The organism is Shigella sp. FJ200513 (assembly GCF_040495915.1).
Lineage (GTDB): Bacteria > Pseudomonadota > Gammaproteobacteria > Enterobacterales > Enterobacteriaceae > ECMA0423.
Genome location: NZ_JBDYCV010000091.1, coordinates 1 through 14,582, shown reverse-complemented (window position 1 = coordinate 14,582; position 14,582 = coordinate 1). Strand labels below are relative to the sequence as shown.

Below are 14,582 nucleotides of genomic sequence, written 5' to 3'. Positions count from 1 at the left end.
CGGTGGAGCTGCATGACAAGGTCATCGGGCATTATCTGAACATAAAACACTATCAGTAAGTTGGAGTCATTACCCATGAATGGCGTCGGCATGAGGATGATTACGTTTTTTAGCAATCAGGTAGGGAATATCATGTAAAATAATAATCCCATAGAATATCACCAGAAATACAAAAATAAGCACTCCCAGTGCAAAATAGTCCAGGAACATATTTCCCTCAAAGAATATAAAAAAGAACAATTAACGCATATTATGAAATGCCATGATGCAGTGCAATTTCCTTATTTATATAACGACATATTGTTTTTTATATACTTTCTGAAATGTGCTGTCTGGTTTTTCAACAGGACGAGGTTTATCATATTGAAATAGTGGAACTATTGGCCAAACTAATGAATAACTCCAGTAAAACATCCACAGTACAGATTAAGCGTATTAAACCTTCAATTATCTACCGTTTATTGCTGATTGGCCTCGGATCACCAATGGTGATTTACGGCCTGGTTCGCCCGCTCACCATCGAAACGCGAGATTAAACTCCTGACAAAACACGCCCCAGAAACGCACTTCTGTTGGCGTAGTCTGGGTTATTGCGCACGTAGGTTTAAAACGTAAATTGTAACAACGTGCGCTTTGTTTATGCCGGATGCGGCGTGTACGCCTTATCCGGCCTACGGTCAGGTTCCCGTAGGCATGATAAGACGCGTAAGCGTCGCATCAGGCAATGAATACCCAATGCGACCAGCTTCTTATATCAGAACAGCCCCAACGGTTTATCCGAGTAGCTCACCAGCAGGCACTTGGTTTGCTGGTAATGCTCCAGCATCATCTTGTGGGTTTCGCGACCGATACCTGATTGTTTGTAGCCACCAAACGCAGCATGTGCCGGGTAAGCGTGATAACAGTTGGTCCACACGCGCCCAGCCTGTATGCCGCGCCCCATCTTATAGGCCAGATTACCGTTGCGGCTCCAGACGCCCGCGCCCAGGCCATATTGCGTATCGTTCGCCAGCTCCAGCGCTTCTTCCATCGTTTTGAAGGTGGTCACCGCCAGCACCGGGCCAAAAATCTCCTCCTGGAACACCCGCATATTGTTCTGACCAAACAGAATCGTCGGTTCGAGGTAGTAGCCGTCTTTCAGTTCACCTTCCAGCAGCTTGCGCCGCCCGCCTGTGAGCACGTCAGCGCCCTCTTTTTTACCGATATCAATGTAGTTGAGGATGGTTTCCAGTTGCCCGTGAGAAACCTGCGCGCCCATTTGCGTCACGCTGTCGAGCGGGTTACCGCTGCGAATGCTTTCGACACGGCGGATGGCGCGTTCCATAAAGCGTTCGTAGATTGACTCCTGCACTAAGGCACGACTCGGACAGGTGCAAACTTCGCCCTGGTTAAAGGCAAACAGTGCAAAGCCTTCCAGCGCTTTATCGAAAAAGGCATCTTCTTCATCCATCACATCAGCAAAGAAGATATTTGGCGACTTACCGCCCAACTCCAGCGTCACCGGAATAATGTTTTGCGTTGCGTATTGCATAATTTGTTGGCCCACTTCCGTTGAGCCGGTAAACGCCACTTTGGCGATGCGTTTCGAGGTCGCCAGATATTCGCCAATTTCCCCACCTGCGCCATTGACCACGTTCACCACGCCCGGCGGCAGTAAATCACCGACAATTTCCATTAGCAGCAGTACAGAAAGCGGGGTAAGACGTGCGGGTTTCAGCACCACACAGTTGCCCGCCGCCAGCGCGGGAGCCATTTTCCAGCTCGCCATCAGCAGCGGGAAGTTCCACGGGATAATCTGCCCCACCACGCCTAACGGTTCATGGAAATGATAGGCCACGGTTTCGCTATCAACTTCACTGATCCCACCTTCCTGCGCCCGAATACACGAGGCGAAATAGCGGAAATGGTCAATCGCCAGCGGTACATCCGCAGCACTGGTTTCGCGAATGGGTTTGCCGTTATCCCAGGTTTCAGCTGTCGCTAACAGCTCGAGGTTTTGTTCCATTCGATCGGCAATCTTAAACAGAATCGCCGCGCGATCCTGCACCGAGGTGTGCGCCCATTTATCTTTCACTTTGTGCGCAGCATCCAGCGCCAGATCGATGTCTCGTTTGCCCGAAGACGCCACTTCGCACAGCAGCTGCCCGGTCACCGGCGTCAGATTCTGGTAATACTCACCATCGGCAGGGGCTACCCATTCACCGCCAATAAAGTTGTCGTAGCGGGCTTTTAACTTGATGGGGAAACCATACTCGCCGGGCTTAATCTGTGCTGAAGGGGGATTATTGGTCATGATCGTCTCCTTGCGGTGTGAGGTATAACAAGGGTAGACGTGACTGGCGAAATCTTCGCCAGTCGGTAACAGCTTTACGACAGCTATCACGAATTTACGGGCAAGGATTACAGAGATAGTTGAAAAAGCGGCTGACAATTTGCCAGCCGTTGTTGGAATGATGATTACATTGCGGCGCGATAAATCACCACAATTTCTTCGTGAGTTGCCTGGATCGGGTTAGTAAAGCCACAGGCATCTTTCAGGGCATTAGTCGCCAGAACCGCGAAATCTTCTTCTTTCACGTTCAGGTCGCGTAGGCCTGCCGGGATATCCACTTTCTTCGCCAGTTCACGGATGGCGTTAATGCAGGCTTCAGCACCTTCCGCGTCGTTTTTACCTGTCACGTTCACGCCCATTGCAGCGGCACAGTCACGCAGACGTGCAGCGGCGACTTTGCTGTTGAATACCTGAACATGCGGCAGCAGAACGGCGTTACATACACCGTGTGGCAGGTTGTAGAAACCGCCCAGCTGGTGCGCCATCGCATGAACATAACCCAGAGAAGCATTATTGAACGCCATACCGGCAAGGAACTGGGCATAAGCCATTGCTTCACGCGCTTTCGCATTACTGCCATCTTCAACGGCTAACGGCAGGTTTTCGGCAATCATGGTCACGGCTTTCAGTGCACAAGCGTCAGTGATCGGCGTGGCGGCAATAGAAACATACGCTTCGATAGCGTGCGTTAAGGCATCCATACCCGTTGCGGCGGTCAGTGACTTCGGCATACCAATCATCAGAGAGGAGTCATTGACAGAAAGCAGCGGAGTCACGTGCTTATCAACAATCGCCATTTTGTTATGACGCGCTTCGTCAGTGATGATGCAGAAACGGGTCATTTCAGAGGCCGTACCCGCCGTGGTATTGATGGCGATCATCGGCAGCTGCGGTTTTGCAGAGCGGTCAACGCCTTCGTAATCGCGAATATCGCCGCCATTGGCTGCCACCAGCGCAATACCTTTTGCGCAGTCGTGTGGAGAACCACCGCCTAAGGAGATCACGCTATCGCAATTATTTTCTTTAAGTAATTTCAAACCTGCGGCGACGTTTTCCGTGGTGGGGTTAGGTTGGGTGCCATCATAAATAACGCTAAAAATATTGCGTTCTTCCAGTGCTTTTTGCACATCACCCGCCATACCTAATTTCGTTAACATATTGTCAGTGACAATTAAGGTACGGGTAAATCCATAATCTGCCATCATATTCATTGCATCAGTCAATGAATCAGCGCCGATGACATTCACAGAAGGAATAAAGAAAGTTGAAGATGCCATAACACACTCCTGAAAGTGTAAAAAAGGGTGGGCAGCTTACTGAGGATTTTCATTCGAAAACATGATCATTATTATTAATTATCAAAATTAATCTAATAAAAAGCACATTGTATTCATTAAACAATGTGCTTTATTTAAAATCATAAGAAATTTGTATTAATTTATTTTAAAAATTAATTAATCATTTCCTTATTTTTCCGGAAATAATAATGCGTCGCGCAATAAATGATCATTTCCACGACGACGCGTAAAGCCAATGCGGTCAAAATATTCCAGAATCTGAATTGCCAGCTTTCGGCCTACGCCTAAGCGATCGCGGAAATCCGCCGCGCAGGTTGAACCACACTCCTGATCGAGATCGCGGATCATATTGGCAAATTCGACAATCCGATCGTTACGGTAATAACGATCTTTGACGATCGCGGTAATTATTCCTTGCTGCGCCGCCTGGCGTAGCGTCAGGCGCATTGCCTGCTCGTCGGTACCCGTCTCTTTTGCCAGATCACGCACCCACCACGGCTCGTCACCAAACAGCGGCTCTGCTTTTTGCCAGATGGCCTGCTGCTCTTCGCTGAAGCCCGCTTTGTGATCCGGCAGATGCAGCCAACCGTGATGACTGAGGATGTCGCCGCTTTCGCGCATCTTTTCAATCAGCAACAGTACTAGCGCTTCATCTTCCATTGGCAACGCCATACGTCGCAGACGTTCGCGCCCAGGCCCAGGTTCATCGCGATGTTGCTCATGATAAGTCGCTAATGTGTCGAGAATTTTCCGTTGCCAGCGAGCGGCAACCGGCGCATTCAACAAGCTATAACCAGCCTGAATATAGCCAGGCTGTTGCAGCAGTTCGCGCATCCCTTCGCCGTTGAGCTGGCGCGCCCAAGCGAAATCAGGAAGATTAACCGCGCCGCGTTGCAGGTGAACGGCTAACGCTTCGCTATCATTCTGTGCCCTGGCGAGGGAAGCCAGCCATTGCAGATACTCTGGTTTACGTTTACCGCGACGCGGCGGGTTAAGCATCACGACGCGCGCTCCGGCCAGCGTGTTGCGGGCAGAGATATCGCGCAATACCAGGCGGTCGTTATCTGCCAGCCATAACGGGGTGTCGAAGACCAGTTCAGCAAGGTTATCTTCCAGCAGTGAAACGCGTCCCGTGACGTGGCTGGCGGCGTGGTGAATATGCAGCGGCTGCCACTGGGTCAGCGGTGCATGGGTTTGAAGCTCGACAATCACCCGTGTGAACGGCTCTGGCGGCACATCGGCAAGCAGCCAGTCGCCACGGTTAATCTGCTCTTTTTCCGCATCACCCGCGATGTCAAGCGCGATACGCTGCCCGGCATTGGCGGTTTCTGTTGGCTGGTTTTGCGCATGCAGCGCACGTACACGCATCGGTTTATTTACACCAGTCAGCCAGAGTGAATCGCCTACCTTCACTTCCCCGCTTAACGCCGTACCGGTGACGACCAGCCCGGCACCTTTTACGGTAAATGCGCGGTCAATCGCGAGGCGGAAACTATGTTGGCTGGCGTGCTCGCGTTCCGGCAACTGAAGCAGATGCTCGCGCAGGGCATCAATTCCCCGACCTTCGGTTGCTGCGGTGATAAACAGTTTTGCCTCAGCAAAACCGTATTCCCGCAGAACCTCCTTTACCTGGCGTTCAACCTCATCAACACGCGCTTCGTCCACGCGATCGGCTTTGGTCAGCGCCACTGTCAGCATCGGGTTACCGGTCAGCTGCAAAATCGCCAGATGCTCACGGGTCTGTGCCATCACGCCGTCATCGCACGCCACCACCAACAGCGCGTGATCGATACCACCAACGCCCGCCAGCATGTTGGAAAGAAACTTTTCATGACCGGGAACGTCGATAAAACCAGGCACGCGACCATCCGGCTGCGGCCAGTAGGCATAGCCGAGATCGATGGTCATGCCGCGCTTTTTTTCTTCCGGCAGACGGTCAGCATTTACGCCAGTAATCGCCTGCAATAAGGTTGTTTTGCCGTGGTCAACGTGTCCGGCAGTCGCAATAATCATTTCAACAACATCTCCAAAAACCGTTGCTCATCTTCAAGGCAGCGTAAATCCAGCCACAATCGTCCGTCATAAATACGACCAATCACCGGCACTGGCAATTCACGCCAGCGGGCGGCTAATGACTCAAGGTGGCTACCGCGTCCATCATGGGGTGTAAACGTTAATGCCGCGCTCGGCAGGCGATCAACCGGCAGCGAACCACTGCCAATCTGCGAAAGACATGGCATAACCTGTACCGCAAACTCCGCGCCGTAATGTGCGACAAGGGGAGCCTGTAAACGTTGTGCCTGGATTTGAATGACCTCTGCGCTGCGGGTAAGCAGGCGCAGGGTCGGTAATTTTTCACTCAGAGCTTCAGGGTGTAAATAAAGACGCAACGTGGCTTCCAGCGCCGCGAGGGTCATTTTATCCGCGCGTAATGCACGCTTCAGCGGGTGGCTTTGCAGGCGGGCGATCATCTCTTTTTTACCAACGATAATCCCGGCCTGCGGCCCGCCTAACAACTTGTCGCCGGAGAAGCTCACCAGACTGACGCCCGCCGCAATCAACTCCTGCGGCATTGGCTCTTTCGGCAAACCGTACTGGCTAAGATCGACCAGCGAGCCACTGCCTAAATCAGTCACCACTGGAACATCCAGCTCTTTGCCGAGCGCCACCAGTTCAGCTTCGTCTATCGCTTTGGTGAACCCCTGAATGCTGTAGTTACTGGTATGTACTTTCATCAACAGTGCGGTATTTTCATTCACCGCCTGACGATAATCATTCGCGTGCGTGCGGTTGGTGGTCCCTACTTCGTGTAGGGTGCAGCCTGCCTGACGCATAACATCGGGAATACGAAACGCGCCGCCAATCTCCACCAGTTCGCCGCGAGATACCACCACCTCTTTCCCGCTGGCAGTGGCCGCCAACATCAATAACACCGCCGCCGCATTGTTATTGACGATACAGGCATCTTCCGCCCCCGTAATACGGCACAGCAGCTGCGCCAGCGCCCGATCGCGATGTCCGCGTCCGGCGTCGTCCAGATCGTACTCGAGGGTCACTGGCGAACGCATAGCCTGCGCAACGGCTTCCACCGCGGCTTCCGCCTGTAAAGCTCGCCCAAGGTTGGTATGCAGCACGGTTCCCGTCAGGTTGATCACCGGACGCAGCGCGCTCTGCGCCTCTTTCGTCAACCGGGCATCGACTTCTTGCGCCCAGTTTTCACACCACGCAGGCAGCGTCTGGCTGCCACGAATCACTTCTCGCGCTTCGTCGAGCATCTGACGCAACAATTCCACCACGCGGGTGTGACCATAAGTATCACGCAAAGAAAGGAAGGAGCTATCGCGCAATAAGCGATCAATAGCCGGAAGTTGACTATAGAGGGAACGCGTTTCGGTTGTCATAGGAAACCTGGCTGATCAAGGCCCTCTCACACGGAGAAGGGCGTTTAACATAACCACGGATTGTAACGTGAGATGGGTCAGGAGGACATATCGCGCATCAAGCCTTTGGCGGTTCGGTGCGAGCAAAACTTTCGCGGCTAAACAGGTTTTCGACCAGTTTGACTAAGTGTGGGCGGTCGACACACCAACCTGGCGCAACGCGGCGGAAATTGAGATATCCGACAGCACAGGCAATGGCGATAGTCGCCAGATTGACCGTATCGGTTTTGAGTGTGCCATCGACCAGATATCCTTCCAGCACATCCAGACTGCGGTTGATTTTCTCCCGCTGGCGTAACAATTCATCTTCAGACTGCTGCGCCGCCGGACGCGCCTGTTCACGCACCGATACCAGCCCGGCATCCATAATGCCATCCGCCAGCGCCTCAATTTTGCGCACCCGCAACGACTCCAGCGGATCGCGCGGCAACATCGCCGGAGCGACATTCATTAACTCAATATATTCAGCGATGATCGGCGAATCAAACCAGCATTCGCCCTCTTCGGTCACCAGCACCGGCACTTTCCCTAACGGGTTAAATTGCGCCACGCCGTTATCCGCGTTATAGGGCAGTTCATTAATAAATTCGAAAGTTATGCCCTTTTCTAACAACAGAATAAAAAGTTTGCGTACAAACGGGCTGGTGTAGCTACCGACGAGTTTCATGCCGAGTCCTTTGTGCGAGGAAAAATATCAGTATGGCTCAGGCTCACGCAAAACACAGGTGATATAAGTCTCAATGATCCAAATAAAGATAATGCATCCAACTGGTCATTCTTAGCAGCACTTTCCGCATCACCGAAACATGGCTGAAATGGTCGGAGTAAACCGCCACCTGGGCGTAGATGCCGTCGGGTAAGGCATCGATATCATCGTTAGGGTCCAGTTCAATGGTTCCCAGCACACCGTCCGTGCCGGGAACGACCGTTAATGATTGCAATACCCCCTGCGCCTGATAAGAACCGCCTGGCACGACAGGTAAAATACTAGTCAATTTGCCGTGGAACACCTGCCCAGGTAGCGCGTTAAACACCACTTCCGCATCATCGCCAGGTTTCAGACGTAACAGCGAGTTTTGCCGAAATTGGGCGACAATTTGCCGTTTTTGCTCGGGGATGAAGACCATCACCGGACGCAGCGGCAAGGCAGCTGCGTATGTACCTGGGCGGATCAGTACCTGAGTGACGTAGCCATTGCTTGGTGCGCGAATGACAGTCTGCTCAAGATTATATTTTGCTTCAGTAAGTTGCGCTCTTAAGCTCACAATCTGCGATTGCTCGCCGTTGACCATACTGTCGAGCTGACTCTGGATCTGCGCCTGCTCCGCCACCGAGCCTTTCACTAACGCATCCTGCGCGAGGAAATTTTGCCGCGCATCGTCGATGTCACGTTCCGAGAACGGATTCACCGCCGCCTGGCTGCCTTTCAGGTAACGTTGATAATTTTTAAACAGACGGTCGCGCTCCGCTGAAACCTGGGTGGTGTTGGCCTGCGCTTCAGTGAGCTGCGCACGCAGCGTCTTTATATTATGCGTCGCCGTCATCAGGTCAGCCTGAAGTCTGTCAACTCGCGCCTGGTAACGAACAGGGTCGAGCTTAAAAAGCACCTCGCCCTTTTGAATAAGCTGATTATTCTTGTCAGTGACTTCAGTAACAATTCCCGTCACCTGTGGCGTGATAGGGATCGCTATCACTGCCTTTTGCGCGGTAAAAGTGTAAGGGTGGTTGTAGTTCATCAACAAAATCAAACCACTCACCAGAAACACGCCTCCCAGCGCCGCCGTCGCCAGCGCCACGTAAGTTAAAACAATCAATAGATCCATAATTAGATCTCCGGGAACGTGGAATAGTCAGTCTTTTTCTCGGCGGCGAGTTGATGCTCCAGCCGGGAAATTCGGTCAGAAAGTGCGGCGATTTCCGGTTCAGTCGCTTTCTCCTGCGACGCAACATGTGACTGCATACCCCAGCCACGCTCCGGTTGATAGAGCGTCGCCCAGATCCACAGAAACGGCCAGATAACATGCAGAGTAAACAGGCTCACCCAGCCCACCGTATGAATAGCGTCGGCATGGGGGTGATTGCGCTTTTTGGCAATCAGATAAGGGATGTCATGTATCGCGATGATTCCATAAAAAATCACCAGAAAGACGAAGATCAGCACTCCCAACGCGAAATAGTTTAGAAACATATCTGCCTCGGATTCACGTTTATCAGTGTTGTTTTTTGGCTGGCAGCCAGAAGGGAGTCAGGCTGATATTTTGACAATAATCCGGGTTCGCGATTCTCGCCATAACACCAAAGAATAATTTTTAGAGGTGATGAGTTGCTTAGTTACATAACGATTGTATGACGAAGGCATAACATGCTGTAGATCACATCAGGTGAACGCCGTAAGAAAATATCTTGTGATTCAGATCACAAAGATTCAACAAACCATCAAAACAAAAATGTGACATTACTCACATTTAAATGCCATTTTTAGCGAAAATCACCGCCTTGTTTCTTTTTTATACAGGCGTTTTGTGATGAGCGTCACGTCAATTACCTCTCTACCCCCTATATTTATGTGACTGATATCACACAAAAGCCCGTCGACTGGACAGTTAACCGATTCAGTGCCAGATTTCGCAGTATCTACAAGGTCCGGCTACCTCTGCCGCCACATTAACAAAAAACCTCGGGCTTCCAGCCTGCGCGACAGCAAACATAAGAAGGGGTGTTTTTATGTCATCCGATATTAAGATCAAAGTGCAAAGCTTTGGTCGTTTCCTCAGCAACATGGTGATGCCAAATATCGGCGCGTTTATCGCGTGGGGTATCATCACCGCGTTATTTATTCCAACAGGGTGGTTACCGAACGAGACGCTGGCGAAGCTGGTCGGGCCGATGATCACTTATCTCCTACCGCTGCTGATCGGTTATACCGGTGGTAAGCTGGTAGGCGGCAAACGTGGTGGCGTAGTCGGTGCCATTACCACCATGGGCGTTATCGTCGGCGCAGACATGCCGATGTTCCTCGGTTCTATGATTGCAGGTCCGCTGGGCGGCTGGTGCATTAAGCACTTCGACCGCTGGGTAGACGGTAAGATCAAATCCGGTTTTGAGATGCTGGTGAATAACTTCTCCGCAGGCATCATCGGGATGATCCTCGCTATTCTGGCATTCCTCGGCATTGGCCCGATTGTTGAAGCCCTGTCCAAAATGCTGGCTGCGGGCGTTAACTTCATGGTTGTCCATGACATGCTGCCGCTGGCGTCTATCTTTGTTGAACCGGCGAAAATCCTGTTCCTCAACAACGCCATTAACCACGGTATCTTCTCGCCGCTGGGTATTCAGCAGTCCCATGAACTGGGTAAATCAATCTTCTTCCTGATTGAAGCTAACCCAGGTCCAGGTATGGGCGTGCTGCTGGCGTACATGTTCTTTGGTCGTGGTAGCGCTAAACAGTCTGCGGGCGGTGCGGCAATCATCCACTTCCTGGGTGGTATCCACGAAATCTACTTCCCGTATGTGCTGATGAATCCGCGTCTGATCCTCGCAGTCATCCTCGGCGGTATGACTGGCGTGTTCACGCTGACTATCCTGGGCGGTGGTCTGGTTTCTCCGGCATCTCCGGGTTCTATCCTTGCTGTACTGGCGATGACACCAAAAGGTGCTTATTTCGCTAACATCGCGGGTGTGTGTGCGGCGATGGCTGTCTCCTTCGTTGTCTCTGCTATTTTGCTGAAAACCAGCAAAGTGAAAGAAGAAGATGATATTGAAGCAGCAACTCGTCGTATGCAGGACATGAAAGCTGAGTCTAAAGGCACATCTCCGCTATCTGCGGGCGATGTGACTAACGACCTGAGCCACGTACGTAAAATCATCGTTGCCTGTGACGCCGGTATGGGTTCAAGTGCGATGGGCGCAGGCGTGCTGCGTAAGAAAATTCAGGATGCAGGTCTGTCGCAGATTTCGGTCACTAACAGCGCGATCAACAACCTGCCGCCAGATGTGGACCTCGTCATCACTCACCGTGACCTGACCGAACGCGCTATGCGCCAGGTTCCGCAGGCACAGCATATTTCGCTGACCAACTTCCTCGACAGCGGCCTGTACACCAGCCTAACCGAACGTCTCGTTGCTGCCCAGCGCCATACTGAAAACGAAGTGAAAGTGAAAGACAGTCTGAAAGACAGCTTTGACGATTCCAGTGCTAACCTGTTCAAACTGGGCGCGGAGAACATCTTCCTCGGTCGCAAAGCAGCAACCAAAGAAGAAGCGATTCGTTTTGCTGGCGAGCAGCTGGTGAAAGGCGGTTACGTTGAGCCGGAATACGTTCAGGCGATGCTGGATCGTGAAAAACTGACCCCGACTTATCTGGGTGAGTCTATCGCGGTGCCACACGGTACGGTTGAAGCGAAAGATCGCGTACTGAAAACGGGCGTGGTGTTCTGCCAGTACCCGGAAGGCGTGCGCTTCGGTGAAGAAGAAGATGACATTGCCCGTCTGGTGATTGGTATTGCAGCCCGTAACAACGAGCACATTCAGGTTATCACCAGCCTGACCAATGCACTGGATGATGAGTCCGTCATCGAGCGTCTGGCACACACCACCAGCGTGGATGAAGTGCTGGAACTGCTGGCAGGTCGTAAGTAATCCAATCCTACCCTCTCCTCACGGAGAGGGCTGGGGTGAGGGAAAAGCCTCACCCCAGCCCTCTCGGGTAAAAACATTGATGAAGGTTAATACTATGAAAGCATTACATTTTGGCGCAGGTAATATCGGTCGTGGCTTTATCGGTAAACTGCTGGCAGACGCGGGTATCCAACTGACGTTTGCCGATGTCAATCAGGTGGTACTTGATGCCCTGAATGCCCGTCATAGCTATCAGGTTCATGTGGTCGGTGAAACCGAGCAGGTAGATACCGTTTCCGGCGTCAATGCTGTCAGCAGCATTGGTGATGATGTCGTTGATCTGATTGCTCAGGTCGATTTAGTCACTACCGCCGTTGGCCCGGTTGTGCTGGAACGTATTGCTCCGGCTATCGCCAAAGGGCTGGTGAAACGCAAAGAACAAGGTAATGAATCCCCGCTGAACATCATCGCCTGTGAAAACATGGTACGCGGCACCACGCAGCTGAAAGGTCATGTGATGAACGCCCTGCCGGAAGACGCCAAAGCGTGGGTAGAAGAGCACGTTGGCTTTGTCGATTCCGCCGTTGACCGCATCGTACCGCCTTCGGCTTCGGCAACTAACGATCCGCTGGAAGTGACGGTAGAAACTTTCAGCGAATGGATTGTCGATAAAACGCAGTTCAAAGGCGCACTGCCGAACATCCCAGGCATGGAGTTAACCGACAACCTGATGGCATTTGTCGAACGTAAACTCTTCACCCTGAACACGGGTCATGCTATAACCGCGTACCTCGGAAAACTGGCCGGTCATCAGACCATTCGTGACGCTATTCTCGACGAGAAAATCCGCGCGGTGGTAAAAGGTGCGATGGAAGAAAGTGGTGCGGTACTGATCAAGCGCTACGGCTTTGACGCAGACAAACATGCGGCGTACATCCAGAAAATCCTCGGTCGTTTTGAGAACCCGTATCTGAAAGATGATGTAGAGCGCGTAGGCCGTCAGCCGCTGCGTAAACTGAGTGCTGGCGACCGTCTGATCAAGCCACTGCTCGGTACGCTGGAATACAGCCTTCCGCACAAGAATCTGATTCAGGGGATTGCTGGTGCAATGCACTTCCGCAGTGAAGATGATCCGCAGGCTCAGGAACTGGCAGCACTGATCGCTGACAAAGGTCCGCAGGCGGCGCTGGCACAGATTTCCGGTCTTGATGCCAACAGCGAGGTTGTATCCGAGGCGGTAACCGCTTATAAAGCAATGCAATAATGGTGGACCAGGCGCAGGACACCCTGCGCCCGAATAACAGATTGTCAGATATGCAGGCAACAATGGAACAAACCCAGGCCGTTGAAAACCGTGTGCTTGAGCGTCTGAATGCTGGCAAAACCGTGCGAAGCTTTCTGATCACCGCCGTCGAGCTTTTGACCGAGGCGGTAAATCTTCTGGTGCTTCAGGTATTCCGCAAAGACGATTACGCGGTGAAGTATGCTGTAGAACCGTTACTCGACGGCGACGGTCCGCTGGGCGATCTTTCTGTGCGTTTAAAACTCATTTACGGGTTGGGCGTCATTAACCGCCAGGAATACGAAGATGCGGAACTGCTGATGGCATTGCGTGAAGAGCTAAATCACGACGGCAACGAGTACGCCTTTACCGACGACGAAATCCTTGGACCCTTTGGTGAACTGCACTGCGTGGCGGCGTTACCACCGCCGCCACAGTTTGAACCAGCAGACTCCAGTTTGTATGCAATGCAAATTCAGCGCTATCAACAGGCTGTGCGATCAACAATGGTCCTTTCACTGACTGAGCTGATTTCCAAAATCAGCTTAAAAAAAGCCTTTCAAAAGTAAGCAACGTCTGCTTACTGCCCCTCTACCTGCTTCGGCCGATAAAGCCGACGATAATACTCCAGACGTTGTAGATATAACGGCACGCTTTCATCGGGTATTCCGGACGGAATCGCGTTACGGGGAGGAAGTTTTTTCAGATACTCCCGGAACGCCTGGCTTGATGCCATGAAATCTACGGCTTTATCGATAAGAAGCGGAACGTTTTCACCTAATTTGCCCATGATGATATCTCCGTATTACCCCGCGCCGGGAATGCGCGGCCGCCAATTTTAGTTTAGGTTCCCGGTAAAGATGACATTAAGGAAAACGTGCTGAATCCTCAATAATCATCCGCTGCTGTTTATTATCTTTTTCTATAGATTTCTTAATTAATCAACGAATTGCGTAGTTTTTGAGCATGTTAATGATTACGTTGCAGAACTATTACAATGTCATCAGTTGTGAACAAAGCACCTGGTCGCGCATACTAGGGGCTATAAATTTATCTTTATCAGAAGCCATCACATGAAAGAAGTCGAAAAAAACGAAATCAAGCGTCTCAGCGATCGCCTGGACGCCATCCGCCACCAGCAGGCCGATCTGTCGCTGGTTGAAGCCGCAGACAAATATGCCGAGCTGGAAAAAGAGAAAGCCACGCTGGAAGCAGAAATTGCTCGCCTGCGTGAGGTTCATAGCCAAAAACTGAGTAAAGAAGCACAGAAGCTGATGAAGATGCCGTTCCAGCGCGCAATTACCAAAAAAGAGCAGGCTGATATGGGCAAGCTGAAGAAAAGTGTTCGCGGACTGGTGGTTGTGCACCCAATGACCGCGCTGGGGCGCGAAATGGGCCTGGAAGAGATGACTGGATTTTCTAAGACTACGTTTTAAGCCCCTCAGACGACTGGTTCGATCGTATCAACCCGCATCTGGCTTGCCTTAGCTGGTCAATGCGGGGACTCTCCTGTCTACTCGCCTAATTACCAAACAATTCGGTAATGACTCCAACTTACTGATAGTGTTTTATGTTCAGATAATGCCCGATGACCTTGTCATGCAGCTCCACCG

Annotated in this window: 15 protein-coding genes and 1 pseudogene; 6 read left to right on the top strand and 10 right to left on the bottom strand. The window is 51.7% G+C overall.

Annotated elements, in window-relative coordinates; all coding sequences use genetic code 11:
• The first annotated feature begins 2 nt into the window (after positions 1-2).
• Entirely contained in the window at positions 3-59 is a 57-nt protein-coding gene (locus ABZJ92_RS16670) for an IS1 family transposase (protein ID WP_003032489.1), read from the top strand.
• A 16-nt stretch (positions 60-75) separates the two neighbouring features.
• Here the strand turns inward: ABZJ92_RS16670 and ABZJ92_RS16665 are convergent.
• Positions 76-210: pseudogene (locus tag ABZJ92_RS16665) on the bottom strand (DUF3302 domain-containing protein); the annotation flags it as partial.
• 182 nt (positions 211-392) lie between these two features.
• Here ABZJ92_RS16665 and ABZJ92_RS16660 point away from each other — a divergent pair.
• Positions 393-536, top strand: a complete 144-nt coding sequence (locus ABZJ92_RS16660; protein ID WP_001066080.1) for a hypothetical protein — start codon at positions 393-395, stop codon at positions 534-536.
• A 218-nt stretch (positions 537-754) separates the two neighbouring features.
• Here ABZJ92_RS16660 and aldB read toward each other — a convergent pair whose 3' ends face one another.
• The 7 genes from aldB to ABZJ92_RS16625 all read right to left on the bottom strand — a co-directional run bounded on the left by aldB (position 755) and on the right by ABZJ92_RS16625 (position 9,258).
• On the bottom strand, positions 755-2,293 hold the full coding sequence (gene aldB, locus ABZJ92_RS16655; RefSeq protein WP_001614076.1) for an aldehyde dehydrogenase AldB: 1,539 nt from the start codon (positions 2,291-2,293) through the stop codon (positions 755-757).
• A 164-nt stretch (positions 2,294-2,457) separates the two neighbouring features.
• On the bottom strand, positions 2,458-3,609 hold the full coding sequence (yiaY, locus tag ABZJ92_RS16650; protein ID WP_000168706.1) for an L-threonine dehydrogenase: 1,152 nt from the start codon (positions 3,607-3,609) through the stop codon (positions 2,458-2,460).
• Between the two features lie 189 nt (positions 3,610-3,798).
• Positions 3,799-5,643: a selenocysteine-specific translation elongation factor gene (gene selB, locus ABZJ92_RS16645; protein ID WP_000582449.1), complete on the bottom strand. Its 1,845-nt coding sequence runs from the start codon at positions 5,641-5,643 to the stop codon at positions 3,799-3,801.
• The gene (gene selA / locus ABZJ92_RS16640) at positions 5,640-7,031 is read right to left on the bottom strand and encodes an L-seryl-tRNA(Sec) selenium transferase (RefSeq protein ID WP_000206276.1); all 1,392 of its coding nucleotides are present in this window, start codon (positions 7,029-7,031) and stop codon (positions 5,640-5,642) included. The genes selB and selA overlap by 4 nt, the downstream gene beginning before the upstream one ends.
• A gap of 97 nt (positions 7,032-7,128) precedes the next feature.
• Entirely contained in the window at positions 7,129-7,737 is a 609-nt protein-coding gene (locus ABZJ92_RS16635; protein ID WP_000779781.1) for a glutathione S-transferase, read from the bottom strand.
• Positions 7,738-7,807: 70 nt separating this feature from the next.
• On the bottom strand, positions 7,808-8,893 hold the full coding sequence (locus ABZJ92_RS16630; RefSeq protein ID WP_000364910.1) for an HlyD family secretion protein: 1,086 nt from the start codon (positions 8,891-8,893) through the stop codon (positions 7,808-7,810).
• Between the two features lie 2 nt (positions 8,894-8,895).
• The gene (locus tag ABZJ92_RS16625) at positions 8,896-9,258 is read right to left on the bottom strand and encodes a DUF3302 domain-containing protein (protein ID WP_353765449.1); all 363 of its coding nucleotides are present in this window, start codon (positions 9,256-9,258) and stop codon (positions 8,896-8,898) included.
• A 536-nt stretch (positions 9,259-9,794) separates the two neighbouring features.
• Here ABZJ92_RS16625 and mtlA point away from each other — a divergent pair.
• The 3 genes from mtlA to mtlR all read left to right on the top strand — a co-directional run bounded on the left by mtlA (position 9,795) and on the right by mtlR (position 13,538).
• Positions 9,795-11,708 (top strand): PTS mannitol transporter subunit IICBA, encoded by a 1,914-nt coding sequence (mtlA, locus tag ABZJ92_RS16620; protein ID WP_000093279.1) that lies wholly within the window; start codon positions 9,795-9,797, stop codon positions 11,706-11,708.
• Positions 11,709-11,802: 94 nt separating this feature from the next.
• Positions 11,803-12,951: a mannitol-1-phosphate 5-dehydrogenase gene (gene mtlD / locus ABZJ92_RS16615; protein ID WP_000645424.1), complete on the top strand. Its 1,149-nt coding sequence runs from the start codon at positions 11,803-11,805 to the stop codon at positions 12,949-12,951.
• Positions 12,951-13,538 (top strand): mannitol operon repressor MtlR, encoded by a 588-nt coding sequence (gene mtlR, locus ABZJ92_RS16610; RefSeq protein WP_000228282.1) that lies wholly within the window; start codon positions 12,951-12,953, stop codon positions 13,536-13,538. The genes mtlD and mtlR overlap by 1 nt, the downstream gene beginning before the upstream one ends.
• Before the next feature lie 11 nt (positions 13,539-13,549).
• On the opposite strand, the gene yibT is transcribed toward mtlR, so the two are convergent.
• On the bottom strand, positions 13,550-13,759 hold the full coding sequence (gene yibT / locus ABZJ92_RS16605; RefSeq protein ID WP_000517100.1) for a protein YibT: 210 nt from the start codon (positions 13,757-13,759) through the stop codon (positions 13,550-13,552).
• Positions 13,760-14,042: 283 nt separating this feature from the next.
• On the opposite strand from yibT, the gene ABZJ92_RS16600 reads away from it, so the two are divergent.
• On the top strand, positions 14,043-14,405 hold the full coding sequence (locus ABZJ92_RS16600; RefSeq protein ID WP_000665677.1) for a YibL family ribosome-associated protein: 363 nt from the start codon (positions 14,043-14,045) through the stop codon (positions 14,403-14,405).
• A gap of 118 nt (positions 14,406-14,523) precedes the next feature.
• Here ABZJ92_RS16600 and ABZJ92_RS16595 read toward each other — a convergent pair whose 3' ends face one another.
• The gene (locus ABZJ92_RS16595; protein ID WP_003032489.1) at positions 14,524-14,580 is read right to left on the bottom strand and encodes an IS1 family transposase; all 57 of its coding nucleotides are present in this window, start codon (positions 14,578-14,580) and stop codon (positions 14,524-14,526) included.
• Between the last annotated feature and the right edge of the window lie 2 nt (positions 14,581-14,582).

Bases quoted from the DNA above. Each gene is read 5' to 3' on its own strand.
- mtlA (WP_000093279.1), top strand. From the start codon at position 9,795: ATGTCATCCGATATTAAGATCAAAGTGCAAAGCTTTGGTCGTTTCCTC.
- yiaY (WP_000168706.1), bottom strand. From the start codon at position 3,609: ATGGCATCTTCAACTTTCTTTATTCCTTCTGTGAATGTCATCGGCGCT.
- ABZJ92_RS16625 (WP_353765449.1), bottom strand. From the start codon at position 9,258: ATGTTTCTAAACTATTTCGCGTTGGGAGTGCTGATCTTCGTCTTTCTG.
- mtlD (WP_000645424.1), top strand. From the start codon at position 11,803: ATGAAAGCATTACATTTTGGCGCAGGTAATATCGGTCGTGGCTTTATC.
- selB (WP_000582449.1), bottom strand. From the start codon at position 5,643: ATGATTATTGCGACTGCCGGACACGTTGACCACGGCAAAACAACCTTA.
- yibT (WP_000517100.1), bottom strand. From the start codon at position 13,759: ATGGGCAAATTAGGTGAAAACGTTCCGCTTCTTATCGATAAAGCCGTA.
- ABZJ92_RS16635 (WP_000779781.1), bottom strand. From the start codon at position 7,737: ATGAAACTCGTCGGTAGCTACACCAGCCCGTTTGTACGCAAACTTTTT.
- ABZJ92_RS16660 (WP_001066080.1), top strand. From the start codon at position 393: ATGAATAACTCCAGTAAAACATCCACAGTACAGATTAAGCGTATTAAA.
- selA (WP_000206276.1), bottom strand. From the start codon at position 7,031: ATGACAACCGAAACGCGTTCCCTCTATAGTCAACTTCCGGCTATTGAT.
- ABZJ92_RS16630 (WP_000364910.1), bottom strand. From the start codon at position 8,893: ATGGATCTATTGATTGTTTTAACTTACGTGGCGCTGGCGACGGCGGCG.
- ABZJ92_RS16600 (WP_000665677.1), top strand. From the start codon at position 14,043: ATGAAAGAAGTCGAAAAAAACGAAATCAAGCGTCTCAGCGATCGCCTG.
- aldB (WP_001614076.1), bottom strand. From the start codon at position 2,293: ATGACCAATAATCCCCCTTCAGCACAGATTAAGCCCGGCGAGTATGGT.
- mtlR (WP_000228282.1), top strand. From the start codon at position 12,951: ATGGTGGACCAGGCGCAGGACACCCTGCGCCCGAATAACAGATTGTCA.